Source organism: Chitinophaga sp. (assembly GCF_017745275.1).
Classification (GTDB): Bacteria; Bacteroidota; Bacteroidia; order Chitinophagales; family Chitinophagaceae; genus Chitinophaga.
Genome location: NZ_JAGHZS010000007.1, coordinates 155559 through 174734, shown reverse-complemented (window position 1 = coordinate 174734; position 19176 = coordinate 155559). Strand labels below are relative to the sequence as shown.

General features: G+C 43.7%; 10 protein-coding genes. 8 read left to right on the top strand and 2 right to left on the bottom strand.

Annotated features, from left to right (window positions below):
- Positions 1-412 precede the first annotated feature (412 nt).
- The 8 genes from J7623_RS20170 (at position 413) to J7623_RS20135 (ending at position 15806) form a co-directional block, all read left to right on the top strand.
- Complete coding sequence (locus J7623_RS20170) at positions 413-1597, top strand: glycosyltransferase family 2 protein (RefSeq protein WP_291923761.1); 1185 nt, start codon at positions 413-415, stop codon at positions 1595-1597.
- A 373-nt stretch (positions 1598-1970) separates the two neighbouring features.
- On the top strand, positions 1971-8096 hold the full coding sequence (locus tag J7623_RS20165; protein ID WP_291923760.1) for a fibronectin type III domain-containing protein: 6126 nt from the start codon (positions 1971-1973) through the stop codon (positions 8094-8096).
- Between the two features lie 390 nt (positions 8097-8486).
- Positions 8487-10673 carry a hypothetical protein gene (locus J7623_RS20160; RefSeq protein WP_291923759.1) on the top strand — a complete coding sequence of 729 codons (2187 nt, stop codon included), beginning with the start codon at positions 8487-8489 and terminating at the stop codon, positions 10671-10673.
- Between the two features lie 9 nt (positions 10674-10682).
- Positions 10683-11762 (top strand): acyltransferase, encoded by a 1080-nt coding sequence (locus tag J7623_RS20155; RefSeq protein ID WP_291923758.1) that lies wholly within the window; start codon positions 10683-10685, stop codon positions 11760-11762.
- A gap of 121 nt (positions 11763-11883) precedes the next feature.
- Complete coding sequence (locus J7623_RS20150) at positions 11884-13314, top strand: O-antigen ligase family protein (protein WP_291923757.1); 1431 nt, start codon at positions 11884-11886, stop codon at positions 13312-13314.
- Positions 13311-14033, top strand: a complete 723-nt coding sequence (locus J7623_RS20145) for a TolC family protein (protein ID WP_291923754.1) — start codon at positions 13311-13313, stop codon at positions 14031-14033. The genes J7623_RS20150 and J7623_RS20145 overlap by 4 nt, the downstream gene beginning before the upstream one ends.
- A gap of 54 nt (positions 14034-14087) precedes the next feature.
- Positions 14088-14858: a prolyl oligopeptidase family serine peptidase gene (locus J7623_RS20140; protein ID WP_291923752.1), complete on the top strand. Its 771-nt coding sequence runs from the start codon at positions 14088-14090 to the stop codon at positions 14856-14858.
- 6 nt (positions 14859-14864) lie between these two features.
- The gene (locus tag J7623_RS20135) at positions 14865-15806 is read left to right on the top strand and encodes an alpha/beta hydrolase (protein ID WP_291923749.1); all 942 of its coding nucleotides are present in this window, start codon (positions 14865-14867) and stop codon (positions 15804-15806) included.
- Between the two features lie 116 nt (positions 15807-15922).
- Here the strand turns inward: J7623_RS20135 and J7623_RS20130 are convergent, their stop codons facing one another.
- Positions 15923-17239 carry a right-handed parallel beta-helix repeat-containing protein gene (locus J7623_RS20130; RefSeq protein WP_291923747.1) on the bottom strand — a complete coding sequence of 439 codons (1317 nt, stop codon included), beginning with the start codon at positions 17237-17239 and terminating at the stop codon, positions 15923-15925.
- A gap of 659 nt (positions 17240-17898) precedes the next feature.
- Positions 17899-19155: a methionine adenosyltransferase gene (gene metK, locus J7623_RS20125; protein WP_291923745.1), complete on the bottom strand. Its 1257-nt coding sequence runs from the start codon at positions 19153-19155 to the stop codon at positions 17899-17901.
- Positions 19156-19176 lie beyond the last annotated feature (21 nt).

Here is a 19176-nt window from a genome sequence, read left to right as displayed (position 1 = left end):
TCTTTTCTAAACAAGTTTAAAACTGTTAACTGGTGGTATACGCACAGCGTATCAACTACACCTGAAGGCTTTAAATGGGATCTGGTCAAGAATTATAAGGTAATTTACCCTAGCGGTTTCTTTCAGGGGATATGAGAGAGAGAAATGGTTTTTCCAACTTATTGCTATGCTATTCGAATATGTCATTCAATTAACATGGAACAAAAATATTATTTCCCTGATATCATCAATTATTTTTTTGGTAAACGACTCATTTTGGCGGGTAAGTGTTAGAAAATTTACTGTAAACGGTCGGAAACAATTCCAAAAAATGCCCTAATGCAAAAAATGGAGATAAAAAATAGGTTGTGTGTGAAACAAATTATAATACTTTTGTGGCGAAACTACGATCCCCATAAAATTTTTTTCCGCTATGTCAATCTGGTCTGTGATATTTTGGGCAAGCCTTTTCCTGGTATGTTATAGCTACGTAGGATATGGCATACTCCTTTTCTTCGTTATCCGCGTAAAGCGTTTACTGCAGGGCAATAGCAGTCGCCGGAAAAATAGTTTTGAACCAGCCGTTACCTTCCTCGTAGCTGCTTATAATGAAGAAGATTTTATCGCAGAAAAGGTGGCCAATACACTTGCGCTATCTTATCCTTCAGACAAAATACAGTTCATTTTTGTTACCGACGGATCTTCTGACCGCACCAACGAAATTATTTCTCAGTACCCGGCGGTGCAGGTATTATATGATCCGCAGCGGAAAGGAAAAATGGCGGCCGTAAACCGCGCCATGAAACTGGTAACAACACCTTTTGTAGTATTATCTGACGCCAACACGATACTGAATAAGGAGTCGGTTGCCTTGTTGATGCAACATTTTGAAGATGACCGTGTAGGCGTAGTAGCAGGAGAAAAAAAGGTAATGCCCACCACTGGTGCAGCCGAAGCCCAGGGAGAAGGCATGTACTGGAAATATGAATCCCTGCTGAAGAAATGGGATGCAGAGCTTTATAGCGTTATGGGCGCAGCCGGCGAGTTAATTGCCATCCGCACCGAATTATATGAGCACTTACCGGAAGATACCATCCTGGATGATTTCATGTTGTCTTTCCGGATAAACATGAAAGGCTATACTGTCATGTACGAGCCGGCAGCTTATGCGATGGAAACATCTTCGGCATCACTGGAAGATGAATATAAAAGAAAAGTAAGAATTGCTGCCGGTGGGTTTCAATCGATGGGACGTTTGCTTCCGCTCCTGAATCCATTCAGGTATCCCAAAATAACCTGGCAATACATTTCCCACCGCGTGCTCCGGTGGACACTGGCCCCGCTCGGGTTGCTGCTGACATTACTGAGTAACTTTATTCTTATCCTGATAAAAGAAAACAATATCTATATTATTACCGGCATTGCACAACTGTGCTTTTATGCGGCAGCCCTAGGTGGCTATATACTTACCGTGAAAAAAATAAAGGCCAGATATCTTTATATTCCTTTTTATTTTGTTTTCATGAATATAGCTGTTTACATGGGTGCTATCCGGTTCTTCCGGAAAAGACAATCCGCGGTATGGGAAAGGGCTCAGCGCAGCATAGCTGTGCAATAAATGTCTGTCGTCTCATTTCACCAGTTAAATATTTGCGTTTACCAGCCAAAAACGACCATTTGCAAAAAAAAATTTAATCTATATAAACAGTTACTTAATTTAGCAACTGTTCTAACTTTAGATCACCGAATCACTAATGAGCAAATAAGCTGAAATTTGGATCGTCAATCGCAGTGAATAGTTTAGATCAGCAGTAATATTCCAATACCTTATCCTTCGACAAAGCCCCACCACTATTGGATTAAACTCCAAAGTTGGAATTAATTTTTACCATCTCCTCTGAACGACAAGTATTTCCGGGTTTCCGGAAAGGTACTTTTATTTTCCTATGGCTACCAACATAGCCGTGGATCACATAACACAACATACTTCCATGAATCGAACTTTACACCGGCTACTCCTTTTCGTGCTCATCTGGTTATGCGCTCCCAACATCTATGCGCAGACAGCACTAAATCCAAGTGATCCTGTTGTCACTTACAACGCCAACACTCCCCCACCAACTCCCCAATACGATAAGATCACAAAATGGGTGAGAACCGTGAGGATGAGCTACAACACCGACTCTTATAAATGCTACATTTATAAGAATATGGCATTCCGTCTTAAATTCCCGAAAACATATGTTCCGGGCGTTAATGATGGTAAGAAGTATCCTATCTACCTGTTCTTCCATGGTGTAGGCGAAAAAGGAACCATCTATGATAATGAATATCAGTTATTGTGGGGTGGACAAACGTGGGCGAGCCGTGTAGATGCCGGAACATTTGATGGATACCTGATATATCCCCAGAGCCAGGGCGGTTACTGGGGCCCTAACGATTATGATAACCTGAAAGAAGTGGTAGACTCTATCGTTGCCAGTGCCAAAGGCGATCCTGATCGTCTTAATGTAAATGGTTTATCTGGTGGAGGATGGGCTACGTGGGAATTTACGATGCGTTATCCCCAATTAACAGCATCATCTTTACCAATGAGTGCCATGGCATTGGATTATGCCAATCATATTGACCTCTATAAATTCATCCCTATGTGGCTGTTTCAGGGAGGTCAGGATGGTAATCCGGCACCTTATACTACCAACCAGGTAGTGGCCCAGATACAGGCTGCAGGGGCTGACTTCAAGCTCACTACTTATCCCAACGATGCTCACAATACCTGGGTAGATGCCTGGAATGAACCAGACTTTGCACCATTCATGCTAAGGGCCAACCGTCTTAATCCATACCCGTTATATGGCTCTGCCACCTTCTGTCCGGGCGATACCATTACAATTGGTATATCTCCTGGCTATTTGCAATATGAGTGGCAAAAAGATAACAACACTATCACTACCGGTACTGCCAATTCCATTGCAGTAACTACGGCTGGTACTTACCGGGTAAGAGCGCAGCTCCCCAATGGCTGGACCGGATGGTCTCCTGTCCCGCTGGTGATTAGTTACAGACCTCCAACACCGGCACCCGTTATCACCACCTCTCCGGCTCTGGCCAGCAATGTTTTGCCAGCACCCGACGGCAGTACCAGCGTTACGTTACAAGTGCCTGCGGGAATGCTCTCCTATGAGTGGCTACGTGCAGGCAGCAACACCGTAATCGGCACCACCAACACTTTAACTACTTCCACTGTGGGTGCTTATGTAGTACGTGTTAAAGCCTCCGGCAGTTGTATTGGCGCTTACTCTGATACATTCAGAGTAGTAGGTGCCACCGGTATCAACGCACCAGATCCGATCAGCGGCCTGGTAGTAAATAGTTTTACCAAAACACAGATCGTATTGTCCTGGACAGAAAATGCGACCCCTACATATAACGAAAAATACTTTGAAGTTTACAGAGCCACACAAGCAGGCGGCCCATATATCCTCGTAGGGAAAAACAACGCCAACGTGGTTACTTTTACTGATAATAACCTCATTCCGAATACCAACTACTATTACAGGGTACGCCCGGTAAATGACTATGCTGCCGGCCCATTATCTGCGGAAGTGAAAGGCACTACAGCATTGGATAGCTCGGCTCCTTCTGCCCCTCCTTCATTAGCAATAACCAGTTATACCAACAACCAGGTAGTGTTAACGTGGTCAGCTGCCACAGATGACGCAGGTATTGCCGGTTACGATGTTTATGCTAACAATGTGCTTAAAACATCTGTAGGCAACGTGCTTACAGCCACCGTAACAGGACTTGCAGACGGTACCCTGTATAACTTCTATGTGAAGGCAAGAGATGTGTCGGGAAAAACCTCCACGCCAAGTAACCAGGTAACGGTAAGAACCAGGAAAGCAAATCTTACTTATAAATACTATACCGGTAGCTGGACCAGTCTCCCGAACTTTAGCACACTCACACCTGCACAAACAGGTAAGGCCTACATCCCGGATCTCACCGTAGTACCGGCAGGTACTACCACCAACTACGCGTTGATGTGGACCGGCTACATCCGTATACCCGTAACTGGTACTTATAAATTTGAAACCAATTCGGACGATGGCAGCAAATTATATTTCAATAAAACATACTCCAACCTTGCCGTAGCTACCGTCAGTAATGATGGTGTCCATGGGGCACAATTCGCATCAGGAACCGTTGTGGCCAATGCCGGCGTTTACCCGATTACGGTTACTTACTTCCAGGGAACCGGTGGTTCCACTATGGAAGTATACTGGACCAGCACTGCAGCAGGTATTTCCACCAGGCAATTAATTCCGGCTGACGCCTTTATTGATACGTCTGTTGTAAATGGTAGCGCACCAGCAGCTCCTACAACTTTAGCCGTGGCCGCAAATACTAATTACACCAAATTAAACCTGACCTGGGCTGATAAGAGTACCAACGAAACAGGATTTGAAATTTACAGAAGCACCTCCAGCGCCGGAACATATGCCATCGTAGCTACTACTGCTGCCAATGCGGTTAGTTATACCGACACTGCATTACAGGCAAGCACAACATACTATTATAAGATCAGGGCGATTGGTACCTATGGTGAATCTGCCTATACTGCTGTGGCGAGTGCCACCACGGCCGCTAAACCACTGCCACCGGCAGCACCTACCAATCTCGCTATCCAGGCCATTTCCACACAGATTGTGAAATTAACCTGGACAGACAATTCTACCGTTGAAACAGCATACGAAGTACAACGCTCACTGGCAGACAGCACACACTTCAGCGTGCTGAAAACACTCGGGGCAATTGCTTCCGGACCAGGCACTTTCTCCGATTCTTCCCTGGCAGCCAACACCGTTGCCTACTATAAAGTAAGAGCATTTGGAGATGGCGGTTATTCTGCCTTTACACCGGCTGTAAAGGTAAAATCTAAAGATAATCCTCCGGTAATAACAGACATTGCCAGTCAAACGATCCGTTATGGTACTACCCAAAGTATACCTGTAGCGGCAACAGATCCTGACAATGATCCTATTACCTTCAGCTTGTACAATGCACCAGCATTTGTAACCCTGCAGGTAAATGCAGGCACAACTACGCTGAATATTGCACCAACCTCTGCTCAGCAGGGCACCTACAATGGTGTAGGTGTAATTGCCGCAGATAACAATGGTGGCGCGGATACTACCCTCTTTAACCTGGTAGTGAATGATAACTACCCACCGGTTATTGATTCTATCCCTGCTCAAAGTGTAGATGAAGGCACTACCAAAGTCCTCAAACTGAGCCTGACAGACCAGAACGCAGGTAATACTTTTACCTGGACAGCCTTGCAACTGCCATCATTCGCTACCCTGGTAAGCCAGAATGATACCTGTCGCATTACAGTGCAACCAGGATATGCCGCAGCAGGTACCTACACCGTTAAAGTACAGGCGCAGGATAACAAGGGCGGAATAGACACCCGCAGCTTTGTACTCACGGTAGTGGATAAACCAACACCGAACTACAAACTGTATTTCAACTTCAAACTCAATAACAACGCACCAGCGCCATGGAATAACATCTCCGGAACCACTACTACCGGCCTGAAAGACGACAATGGCCAGTTAACTACCGCAGGTTTAACATTTGATGAAACCTGGTGGGCTGCAGGCACAGAAGGCGCTACTACCGGCAATAATAGTGGTGTATATCCTGATGCAGTAATGGCGGAATACATGTATTTCGGTTCGCTGCCTGGCTTCTTCAACGGCGCACCGGCTATGCACGGGCATATCACCGGACTGGAAACAAACAGGACTTATTCCATTAAGTTCTTCTCCAGCAGTAAATGGTGGGCACCTCAGCCGGATAATGGAAGCACCCAATATACCATCAACGGTGTTACCAAATCATTGTACGTTCAAAACAATACCACTAACACCGCTGTTTTTGAAAACCTGACCGCAGATGCTAATGGTCAGATCAACTTTACCCTCAGCATTCCAGCCGGCGGACAGGTAGGTTACCTGAATGCGATGGAACTGAGTGCAGGCGGAGCAGGTGATAGCGTTATTGTAAATCAGCCACCGGTTATTGCTGCCATTCCTAACAGAACACTGGCAGCCGGCGACACCTTACATGTAGCCATCAGCGGTACTGATCCGGAAAATGATTCCATCACTTATACCGGTTATAACCTGCCATCATTTGTGACGGTAGTAAAATCACCAGGTAACGTTTATCTGCAGGTATCCCCTGCTACCAACAATACCGGTCAATTCAATAATATCGGTGTAATTGGTACCGATACACATGGCAACAGTGATACTGCTACCTTCAATTTAACCGTAAATGCGCCTGCAGGAGGCGATACTTCCGGGTACAAATTGTTCCTCAGTATCAAGCAAAATACCACTGCACCATCACCATGGAATAATATTACCGGTAGCGTTACCACTGCCCTGATAAATGATAAGGGACAAACTACCTCCGCAGGTCTGAAGTTTGATGAGTCCTGGTGGGCTACCAACGGAGAAGGCGCCACCACGGGCAACAACAGCGGTGTATACCCTGATGCTGTAATGCACGACTACCTCTACTTTGGGTCATTACAAGGCTTCTTCTCAGGTGCACCAACAATGACCGGTCACCTGACAGGCCTGGAACCAGGTAAAACGTTTACAGTGAAATTCTTCTCCAGCAGCAAATGGTGGGCGCCTCAGCCGGATAACGGCAGCACCCAGTTTACCATCAACGGAGTAAGCCAGACACTGTATGTACAAAACAATACCACCAATGTAGTGAGCTTCGCCAACCTCACCCCTACTGCAAATGGTGAAATCGTATTTACATTGAGTATTCCTGCCGGCGGACAGGTAGGTTACCTGAATGCCATTGAAGTAGATGCAGGAACTACACAACAACCAACTAATAATCACGCTCCGGTTATAACAGATATCAGTAATCAAAGCCTCGATGCAGGTACCAGTAAGAATATTCCGGTTACAGCCAGCGATGTAGACGGAAACCCGATCACTTATAGTACCTTAAATCTCCCGGCTTTTGTGACATTGGTGCAATCTGGTGGTAATGTATCGCTTAATGTGGCTCCTGCCACCAACAATGCCGGTACTTATAACAACATCAGCGTAATTGCCAAAGACTCCTATGGTGCAGCGGACACCACTACATTCAACATTGTAGTAAACCCACCAGCCGGCTCTGGTGGCAACTACAAACTACTATTGAATTTCATGCTCAATGCAAGTGCTCCTGCACCATGGAACAACATCTCTGGCAGTACCACCAACAGTTTGAAAAATGATCAGGGATTGACGACCAGCGTGGGATTAAGATTTGATGAAAGCTGGTGGGCTGCCGGCGTGGAAGGCGCTACTACCGGCAACAACAGCGGCGTGTATCCTGATGTGGTACTCAGCCAATACCTTTACTTTGGTTCATTACCAGGCTTCTTCTCAGGCGCTCCTGCTATGCACGGACATTTAACGGGGTTAAGTGCCAATACCACTTACACCATTAAGTTCCTGTCTGACAGTAAATGGTGGGCACCGCAACCAGATAATGGCAGCACTCAGTTTACCATCAACGGTGTAAGCAAAACACTGTATGCGCAAAATAATACGGCCAATACAGCCGACTTTGTGAACCTCACGGCAGATGCAAACGGTGAAATCGCATTCACCTGCAGCATTCCGGTTGGTGGACAAGTAGGTTATCTGAACGCGATGGAAATAGATGTTACACCAGTTACACCTGGTAACCTGGCCCGAACCCAGACCGTCATGAACAATTTCACCGCTGCCCCTGCTGTTAATAAGAATACAACACTGCCGGGCAGCCTGGAAGCCAATGTTTATCCGAATCCGTTTGTAGACAATGTATCAGTTGACATTAACTTGCCTAAAACAGCTGCTACTATGCTGATAGAAATCAGCGATATAAACGGAAAAGTGCTTTACAGAGAAATGAGGAAAAATATACCGGCAGGTAGAAACCTGATCAGGGTTGATGCACAGCGATTTGCTACGATCACTGGTATGTATATTCTGAAACTCACTTCCTCTACCGGTGAAACGAAGAGTGTAAAATTGATGAAACGGTAGCCATCGATAGAGTAATAAATAAAAAAGACTGTTCCGGAATATTCTCCGGAACGGTCTTTTTTTTATTCTGTTAGTTTACCCCTTAAACTTGAGCGATTACCAAGTAATTTTTATGTTTCGCTTAAAAATAAAGTGTCTTTTAATATAATCTTTTACCTTTGAGACATCAAACCGGATATGCCAGGATTAACTATGCCCGGTCATATTTTATATAACCTCATCCTCCGACAAAACCAGCAAAGAAACTTTTAGGCAGTTGGCCTGAGATTATCTTTTTTTTACCATCTCCTCTGATTTTCCAGTTACCGTACCGGGAACATGGTTTGTATGCCTTTCGTATACTTCCCCCTGTATATCATATTTAAAATGTAGTTAAAGGAAAATTTCTATATGGATATCGTGTATTTTATAAAGGCATTATTAAAAAAGAAATGGCTGATCATATTCAGCACCATTGCGGCTATAGCAGGCGCATTTGCCTTTACAATCGGCAAGCCTAAACTGTATGCTTCCACTGCACAGATGGCTACCGGGTTCACCACCAATGAGCAGATCAAACTGCGTGATGAGAATTTGAATCTGTTTGAAGCAGATGTAAAGTTTGATAACGTCATTGAAACCATGAATTCCCCGCTGGTAGTAGGCCTCCTCGCCTGCGATCTGATGATACATGATCTTTCCAGCAATAAACCATTTAGAACCCTCACGGAAAAAGAAGTAAATAAGCCGGTTTATAAAAGCGCCGACCAGCAACAGATTCTCCGTATTTGCCGCCAGAAAAATGACTCTCTCCAAATACTTTCATCTTCTAACCCTGAAGAACGCAAGGTGCTGGAATTTATGAAACTGTATAAGTATGACTTCGAATCTATCCGGAAAATGGTGTTTGTAGGCCGCTTATCCAGGACCGATTATATTAATATCAACTGTTACTCAGAAAATCCTGAACTGTCTGCTTATACGGTAAATACGCTATACAAAGAATTCCTGCGTTTTTATCGCAGCTCCCGTTCCGAACGTTCCATAGAAAATGTGGAAACCTTTGAAGCATTGGTAAACCAGAAAAAGGTAGAACTGGATCAGAAAATTGAAGCGCTTCGCGGATATAAAACAGCACAGGGCGTATTGAACGTGGAAACAGCAAGTGGAAATGAATGGGATCTGATTAAACAGTTTGAAAAATCTGTATCAGACGAAAGAGCCAATTACAATAATCTGCAGGCCTCACTGGATAATATCAATACCCAACTGGCGCAGATGAGCAACGGGAAACCCGCATATACCAATTCCAACGGTGATATCATTACTTTAAGAAAACAAATCAATGACCTGAACGATGAATATGTTCGCACAGGTTCTACCGATAATGTACTGGCAGATAAAATTAAAGCACAGCGCAGCAAGTTACAAAAGGCAATGCTGGACGCCTCTACCCCTAATGGTAAAGTAAGTACCAAAGAAGAACTGGTACAACGCAAAGGTGCAGTGGAAGCAGAAATAACTGCTGCAAAGCTGAACATCAGCACCCTGGAAGGAAAAATCCGCAATCTGCGCGCCTCTGTAGGCTCATACGCCAACAAAGAAGCCACTGTTGGTTCACTGCAGCAGGAAGTTGCACTGGCCCAGGATGAATACAACAAACTGAAGGAAAAACTGGGCGCCGCACTGGACAACAGAAATGTACCACAGGATAACTTCCGTCAAACATTAAAAGGACAACCCGCATTTACACCGGAATCATCCAAACGTTTGGTGATCATGGGCATGTCTGGCATGGCGGTATTTATGCTTTGCTGTATGGGTATATTGTTCAGGGAGTTTACGGACAATTCTGTTAAATCACCATCTGTCTTCCATCGTACTTCCAACCTGAAACTTATTGGCACAATTAATCATACCAACCTGCAGAAATATAACCTGTTGGAAATACTGCAAAAAAAATCAGACGAATCCCAGTGGCTCAAAAGACAGAATGTTTTCAGAGAGCTATTACGTAAACTGAGATTTGAACTCGAAAACAGTGGTAGAAAAATTTTCCTTTTCACCAGTACTGAACCGCAGCAGGGTAAAACTACATTGCTCCAGGCCGTTGCACACAGCTTAAGCCTGAGCAATAAAAAAGTATTGGTCATTGATACCAACTTCTGTAATAATGACGTAAGTGTTCAAATGGATGCCAGGCCAACACTGGAATATTTCTCCGTGCCGCCCGAATCATTCAGCATTGAAAAAGTAAAAGAAATAGTAACATCATACCCCACACCAGGTATAGAGGTTATTGGATGTAAAGGAGGAGACTATACACCTTCTGAAATATTGCCTCCAAATCACCTGCTTAACTACCTGGGTGAATTAAAAAAACATTACGATTATATTCTGATGGAAGGTGCGCCACTGAACGACTTTACAGATAGCCGTGAGTTATCTGCTTATGCAGAAGGTGTAATTGCTGTTTTTTCATCCCGTTTAAAAATGAAACAGATTGACCGGGAATCCTCTGAATTTCTGGAATCATTAGGAGATAAATTCCTTGGAGCTGTATTAAATGATGTGAAAGAAGATTTTATTGAGTTGTGATTTTTAACCATGAAGTTTCCGAAAACATTGGACCTTTTTAGTTTACGCCCCGAAAAAAAAGAATCACGCTTCGCGTGGATTGACTATGCAAAAGGCGTAGCTATTGTATTGGTGGTGTACCGGCACATCGCATATGGGCTGATTGCCCGCGGTGTTTCATTACCCCACGCAATACTGGCTACAAACGATATGCTGTATAGCTTCCGTATGCCGCTTTTTTTCCTGTTGTCCGGCGTGTTTTTCAGTAAGAGCGTGACTAAAAGAGGTGTCAGAAATTTCATTTTTTTAAAGGTCAATACTTTATTATATCCCTACTTGTTATGGGCTATCATACAAATCAGTTTGCAGATTGCATTTTCCAGGTTTACCAATTCGGAGCGTTCCGGAAGCGACTTCTTAAACATTTTTCTGCAGCCAAGAACGCTGGATCAACTTTGGTATCTCTTTGCACTTTTTAATGTAACAATGCTTTATACAATTGTTTCGCAAATAACAGGTAATAAAAAGCTATGGCAGCTACTTACCGGGCTGATACTACTGGGCATTGCACCCTATGTACAGTCCCATAGTACATTGTATGACATTACGCTTCATTATATATTCTTTGCGATCGGAGATACTGCTGCGAATTATTTCTTACAGGAACAAACACAAAAAGAATTAGCAAAACCGAAATACCTGCTAATGGTGGCACCTGGGTTTGCTTTACTGCAATGGTATTACCTCTATCATCAGCAGATGAATCTTTACCTTTTTATGCTCATTGCATTAAATGGTTGTTTGTTCGTGATACTGTTGTCTTCCTGGCTCGCCAGTGTCCGGAAACTGGAGTTTCTAAACGTAATAGGTCATTACTCGTTATATGTTTACCTGCTACATGTGAGCATTTTCGCGTGTATGCGTGCTGTATTGCTGTCTCTTGGTGTAGATAACGGTGTCGTACTGTTGCTGATACTGATACCGTCATCCATTTTCGTTTCTATTATCGTGTATCGCATCTGTGTGCAGTTGAAACTTACCTTCCTGTTTACCGGGAAATTCGGAGAGCATCGCGGAGAAAAAAAAAGCACCGCTGTTAATTTGATATGAAAAAGCAACCCAAAAAGAAGCCAATAGATCAACATCTGCACCAGGTGCTGATTGTAATTTTTATCGCATTAACAATTATTGCGATGGCAATTAAAATAGTATTTCTATAAAAAAAATACCAGTGGAATTTGTAAAGAAAAATATTTACAGCCTGTTTATTATTATCTGTTGGGTTATACTGATACCGGTTATTGCGTATATCAGTGCCCAGGACGTAAAATACACAGTACTACTGCTGGGATTGGCCATTGGTATTGCGGTTGCGACGATCTCCATTCTCAACTACCGAGCAGGTTATTATATCGCGCTCACCGTTACCCTTACAGTAAGGTTACTCGAAAGAATATCCGGCGCAGAAATGCCCGTAGGCGTCCTGATTGATGCGATGGTACTAATTACGCTACTGGGTAGCCTGCTTAAACCAGGAGATAAGAGTATTAAAAAAGTGGACTTTTTTCGCGATCCGGCATTGATCACTTTTTACATATACGCGGCATTTATTTTAATCCAGTTTTTCAATCCTGCTTATGTGTATGACAAACATGGCTGGACTACCTTTGCCAGGGTGTATGTACGCAATATGGTTTACATGTACCTGGTGATAAAGATGATCCGCAACATGGATGATCTTAAATTTTTCTTCAAGTTCTGGATTGCAATACTTACACTGGCCGCCTTTTATGCCTGTATTCAGCAGTGGTTTGGCCTCATGCCTTTCGAAAAAGCATTTATCGCCAGGTATCCTGAAAAATTTAAAACGGTTATCATCCTGACAGGTATCCGCATTTTCTCCTTCGTGTCTGATCCCGCAGTATTTGGTGTAATCATGGCCTGTGGATGTATTATCAATATCGTGCTGCTGACCAGTCCGGGCAAGATAATATCTGCCTATCAAAAGGGCTTACTCATTATATCGCTGATATTACAGTTTATGGCATTGGGATATTCCGGTACCCGCACGGCCTATATAATGGTGCCCATGGGATTACTCATGATGCTGTTTGTAAATCTGCGTAATAAGAATGCCGTAATTGGCGCACTGGTATTTGTTTTTGCTTTCCTCGTGGTGATGTTTGGGCCTTTCCATAGCAACGCCACAATTATCAGGATACGCACGGCATTTTCCGGCTCTGAGGATGCATCTATGAATGTTCGCGAAGTGAACCGTCATCGTATTCAACCTTATATCTATAGTCATCCGATAGGCGGCGGGTTCCTGAGCTGTGAACCCGGTTCGGGCAGTGAGCTGGATGGATTTCCTCCCGATAGCGGCTACCTGCGTACCGCATTGGAGCAGGGATATATAGGGCTTATCCTGGTCTGCATCAACATTTTCCTGATCATGCAATACACAGTTGCTAATTATTTCAGGAGTACTACCGCCACAGAAAAACAGTTAACGCTGGTCATCATCTGTGTCATGTTTGCACTGGTAGTAAGTATATATGCGCAGGAATCGTCCGGGCTGATTGAATCAGCGCTGCTATACTACGGGCTTAATGGCATCTCTATAAAATTAAAATATTTATCATCTCCAAATATCACAACATGAAACGTGTACTATTCTTTTTACTGACAGCTATTACGGGTACTGCGGCGCAAGCGCAGATTCAGAAGGCAGATACCAGTATCATTCTTAGACTACCTGCCGATATTTCGACCGTAAGCAGACTCAAAGAAAAGCTGGTGGAACTCGCGATGAACAATCCTCAAATTAAAGCACTGGAAATTAAGAAGCAAATCACCAAATATGATGAAAACAGGGCGAAAGCAGGTTGGTTAAATATGCTGACAGCTGCCGGTAACCTCAACGAATTCACCATCAAAGGAAGTGGCACTACCAACAATAACACCTTGTATCCACGGTACAACTTCGGTATCATGGTACCAATTGGTAATTTAATCAGCATTCCTAACGAAGTAAAAGCCGCAAAAGCGAACGGACGGGTATTTGATGAACAGAAAGAAGGCGAAAAACTTGCATTAAAGGCAGCGGTATTGCGTGCTTACGAAGACTATGCCGCTAACAAACAGTTATATGAACTGCAATTGCCACTGCTGGAAGATTCTTACAATCATTACAAACAGGTAGAACAGAAATTTTCCGGTGGTGATCAGGCTGTAGCCGTAGAAGGATTAAATGATGCCTATCGGATTTACAATGCTGAAATGGTACGTAAAGTGACCCTGGAAAGAGATGTAAGACAATCGAAGATTGCCCTCGAAGCGATTATAGGCACCACTTTGGAAGAAGTGCTGTTACACTTATAATAAATTAGTTGCCCACAGTTATCCCGGAAGGGAATAACTGATAAATAAGATTAAATGATGAGAATACTCCTTTTCATAGGTTTGATGCTGCAGACAAGCATCCTGGCGGCCCAGGATCTGAAACCTTTCAGGCAGATCGACGTACAGATAACTCCCTGGCATCATATCCCGGCACTGCTAAAGCTTCCGGATAATGTTAAGAGCGGTAAGAGATATCCACTGCTGGTTTGTTTGCATGGCAGAAGTATTGCAGGTAACGATATCACTAAAATATTCCGCCAGGGTGTTGCCAGGCAAATGCATGAAGGTCAGAATATTGATGCCGTAAATAAAGTAGACGGAAAAAAATATGAATTCATTGTAATGGCGCCATTGGCCACCAGCTGGTCGCTCGGCCCGGAGCACCTGTATAACGCTATTTCCGATGTACTGCAACGTTATCCTATTGATTCTTCCCGTATTTACATTACCGGCTATAGTGCAGGTGGATGGTCGGTAGGAATGGCCGTAACAGATAAAAAAATGGCCAAAAGAATAGCTGCAGCGGTTAACATGTCCCCTGCCACTATTGATGCGGAAAATATGAAAAGCTTCCGTATTACCGCTGAAAATAACATCCATGTATGGTACTTCGGCGGTACAGAAGAACCGGTTTTCCTGGGGAACTGTAAATTATTTGCGGACAGTACCAATAAGTACAAACCAGGGCTGACCAAGCTTACCGTGGGCGATCATAAGCATTGCTGCTGGGAACAATACTACAACCCTGCGTACCGGGAAAACGGGATGAATATTTACGAATGGCTACTTCAGTATAAACGATAACCTCTTATGATCCTGCTAAAAAAATGGTGGTCACGTATTATTGTCCTGCTACTGACAGCCCTTTTGCTTGGGTTTCTGTTCATTAAAAACGGGCAGGAAACTGCCGAACTAAATGAGGCTGCACGTAAACAGGCTCCCGGTCATTTTATTCAGCTGGATCATGGTTTGGTACACTATCAATTATTAGGTCCTGATAGTGCAAAGCTGCTGGTACTGATCCACGGTGGTGGTACCAGCGGCATGGAAGTATGGCGATATAATATTCCATACCTGCTGTCAAAAGGTTATCGCATACTGGCCTATGATCTGTATGGCCGGGGGTATTCAGACAGACCCGATGTAGTGTATAATCTTGATCTTTACCGGCAACAATTAGTGCAGCTGCTGGATACGCTCCATTTGCAGCAACCTTTTGATATGATCGCAATGTCCATGGGTGCCCCCATTGGGCTCGATTATGCGGGCAATCATCCCGATCGTGTGAAACATATCGTATTGCTTGGCCCCGCAGCCAGCGGCGATCTGCAGGCAAGTAAACTACTGCGTATCCCGGTCATCTCTTATGTGTTGATGACCACCTACTGGTATCCACGTTCTGTAGAAAACCAGCGCAAGGAGTTCGTGAATCAACCACTTTTTAATAGCTATTCTGAACGGCTGAAATATTTCATGAATTTCAAGGGCTATAAACGCCTCACCCACTCCGGCTGGATGAATATGCTCAATCAAAACCAGCTCTATCTGCTAAAACAAATTGGCCCCGAAAAGATATTGCTACTCTATGGCAAGCAGGATCCCTTCTTCCCGGTAGAAAAGTTAGCTTCTTATAAAACATTATATCCAACTTTAGCAGTACAGGCAATAGACAGTGCGGGACATATGCCTCATTATGAGCAACCACAGCTCGTCAATGAGCTGATGTGGGAGTATATTAAAACAACTCCCTGAATGCCCGGAAAAATAAGAGAGCCGTCCCGTCCCGCTAAAGCGGGACGGGACGGCTCTCTTATGAACCAGCTATATGGATATAGCAGGCTGATTTCCGTATATCGTTATTTATCTTGCTAGATTTTTCTAAAACCTGTGGTTAGCAGGGCGGAATTAGCTTTAGGCTGGTAGTAATTGTTTATGTCAACACCCGCTGCATCTGTAGTAGCGAATTTAGTGTTGGCATTAACGCCGGTGCCTTCTGTATACGTGCCACCGTTTTCCGTATAAATGTATGCGTTAGGATAAATAGCCCCGCCATTTACACGTGGTTGTATAAAAGCATTGCCATTTACAATCTGTGGTGCTGTCATTCCCTGGTAACCATTGATGCGAAGCGATACTCCGCCAGTCCTTGCGATGGTATTGTTGGTGATCTGCACCACGGCCTTATCTGTTCCTCTCAGACTTACGCCATCGCCCTGGTTATCTCTCAACAGGTTATTATGAATGATATGGGTAGCACCGTTTTCTCCGGAGCCATAGAACTGAATCAGTTCTCCCCAGCCATCATGCACGTAGTTATCGTGAACGTTGGTATTGGTGGTACGACCGCCAATCAGGATACCGCCGTTGTGGCCGGAATTATGTTGTCCGCCCCAGCTGGTAACACTATTCCCGTAAATTTCCAACCTGTCAATAGCTGCAGTCTGAATACCATCAGCGCCGCCGTTAGATACCTCATTGTTATAAATCTTAACATTGCGCCACTTGATAGGCTGTACATATTGCTGTCCTGCAGTAAAACCTGATGGAGCGCCGTAATAAGGCGTATTGGTAGTTAAATTCCAGTACAGCGCAGTATGACCAATGTAAAAAGCTTCATTGTTGGTACCACTGATGGACACATCATGTATAGACAGGTTTTCCATATAAGAGTTCGGATAGTAGGTAGTGGCATCTCCTTTTACAGGTTCTGTTTTAGCCCAAATACCTGTACCTCCATTTTGGATAGTGATGTTGCTGACTTCGAAATTATCAGAATGCTGACTTAATGCCAGGTTAAAGTAAGCTTCCTTGCCGGCTTGTGTACTGCCGCTGATAATAAAATCAGATTTGGATCTTTCCCCGCCTACTTTCACGTAATGGCAGTTGACAAAGCTGAGTGCTGTAGCCCAGGAACCGCCGCTCCACGCAGGGTTACCTACTTTCAACACTGTTCCTGCGGCATTTTTAACGGTGATAGGCGCGCTTATTGAGCCTTTAAGGTTATTAATCACCACTGCTGTAAATATGCCTTTAAGGGCCAGTACATCTCCTGGTTTGTAAACACTTCCATCTAATAACAATCGTCCATCTTTGTCAGGTACAATGATTATTTCTGTAGTATTAACCGGAGGTTTGCTGGGAATGGTGGTACCAGGCTTTGAATTGTCTGGCTTAGCCTTTTCCATTTCTGATTTATTACAACTTTCTGTTGTAACGATAAAAGCCATCAAAAGGGATACGAATGTGTACATAGACAATCGTGAAGTGGTGCTGCGCGTCATGGTCTTTCAGATAATTATATGGTTTCAATAAAAGTTTACAACTGCCCAATGACAATTGTATTGATTTGTCTGATATGGATCGGTATTCCAAAAGAATAATGGCGCCTGATTAATTATCTCCGGAAACAATTAAAAGGACTGACTATTATTTCTGGCTGCGAATATCTAGTTTTTTCGATATAAAAAACAGCATCATAACGGTCGTCCTCCTGGAATTATTATCATGCTAAAATGCCCTGAAACACGTTACAATCATTTGGGGCTATAAAACCAGGTCTTGCCATTTTCCAAAAAGGAATAAATGAAATCCATCACCCACTTACAGGGCGTGAAACGTAGGCCAATCAATCATATTATTATTAAATATAGTGTATTCTCAATAATAATATGTAACTTTTTTTGAACCCATTTAAAAAAAATCTGAAAAACTTTTCCACATTTTAAGAAATCAATTGACTTTCATTAAAAACAGGTGAAATCAAAAGGTGTTCACTATATAAATACAACAGCCGTTTCAATATTGAAACGGCTGTTGTATTTATATAGTGAACATCTTTTTTCGATTACAGCGCGAAAGCTGCTTTCACTTTATCTACGTAGTCCAGTTTTTCCCAGGTAAACAATTCCACTTCCACGCTTTTCTCGTGTTTCTTGCCTTTGTTAAATACCTTGGTAACTACCTTTGGTTCGCGACCCATGTGACCATAAGCAGCAGTTTCACTGTAGATAGGATTGCGCAGTTTCAGTCTTTGCTCAATCGCATAAGGGCGCAGGTCGAAGATTTCTTCGATCTTTCTCGCAATTTCACCATCATTCAGTTTCACTTTGGCAGAACCATTGGTATTTACATAAACACCGCAAGGTTTTGCCACCCCGATCGCATAAGATACCTGTACCAGTACTTCATCGCAAACACCGGCAGCTACCAGGTTTTTAGCGATATGACGGGTAGCATATGCTGCAGAGCGGTCTACTTTGGAAGGATCTTTACCGGAGAAAGCACCACCACCGTGTGCACCTTTACCACCGTAGGTATCTACGATAATTTTACGGCCGGTTAAGCCGGTATCGCCGTGAGGACCACCAATTACAAATTTACCGGTTGGGTTGATATGGTGATTGATATCAAAGCCTTCAAACAGTTTTTGTAATTCCGGTTTCAGTTGTTTTTTAACGCGTGGGATCAGGATATTGATCATATCTTCCTTGATCTTGGCGAGCATTTTCTCATCGGTATCAAAATCATCGTGCTGGGTAGAAATCACGATGGTATCGATTCTTACTGGTTTATTGTCATCTGAATATTCGATAGTAACCTGGGATTTTGCATCCGGACGCAGGTACTTGATTTCGTTATTTTCACGACGGAGAACTGCGAGTTCCAGCAACAATTTGTGTGCGAGATCCAGTGCCAGCGGCATGTAGTTATCAGTTTCGCGGGTAGCGTAACCGAACATCATACCCTGATCACCTGCACCTTGTTCTTCCGGAGATTTACGGTCTACACCCTGGTTGATATCTGGTGACTGTTCGTGAATAGCAGAAAGAATACCACATGAATTGGCTTCAAACATGTATTCACTCTTGGTATAACCTATTTTGCGAATCACTTCCCTTGCGATCTCCTGCACATCCAGGTAAGCCTCAGATTTTACCTCTCCCGCCAGTACAACCTGGCCGGTGGTTACGAGGGTCTCACATGCTACTTTAGATGTTGCATCATACGCCAGGAAGTTATCAATCAAAGCGTCAGAGATCTGATCGGCTACTTTATCGGGATGTCCTTCTGAAACGGATTCAGATGTAAATAAATAAGGCATAAAAAACTGGGATTAGTAGTT

Bases quoted from the DNA above. Each gene is read 5' to 3' on its own strand.
- J7623_RS20170 (WP_291923761.1), top strand. From the start codon at position 413: ATGTCAATCTGGTCTGTGATATTTTGGGCAAGCCTTTTCCTGGTATGT.
- J7623_RS20130 (WP_291923747.1), bottom strand. From the start codon at position 17,239: ATGGAAAAGGCTAAGCCAGACAATTCAAAGCCTGGTACCACCATTCCC.
- J7623_RS20145 (WP_291923754.1), top strand. From the start codon at position 13,311: ATGAAACGTGTACTATTCTTTTTACTGACAGCTATTACGGGTACTGCG.
- J7623_RS20135 (WP_291923749.1), top strand. From the start codon at position 14,865: ATGATCCTGCTAAAAAAATGGTGGTCACGTATTATTGTCCTGCTACTG.
- J7623_RS20155 (WP_291923758.1), top strand. From the start codon at position 10,683: ATGAAGTTTCCGAAAACATTGGACCTTTTTAGTTTACGCCCCGAAAAA.
- J7623_RS20140 (WP_291923752.1), top strand. From the start codon at position 14,088: ATGATGAGAATACTCCTTTTCATAGGTTTGATGCTGCAGACAAGCATC.
- metK (WP_291923745.1), bottom strand. From the start codon at position 19,155: ATGCCTTATTTATTTACATCTGAATCCGTTTCAGAAGGACATCCCGAT.
- J7623_RS20165 (WP_291923760.1), top strand. From the start codon at position 1,971: ATGAATCGAACTTTACACCGGCTACTCCTTTTCGTGCTCATCTGGTTA.
- J7623_RS20160 (WP_291923759.1), top strand. From the start codon at position 8,487: ATGGATATCGTGTATTTTATAAAGGCATTATTAAAAAAGAAATGGCTG.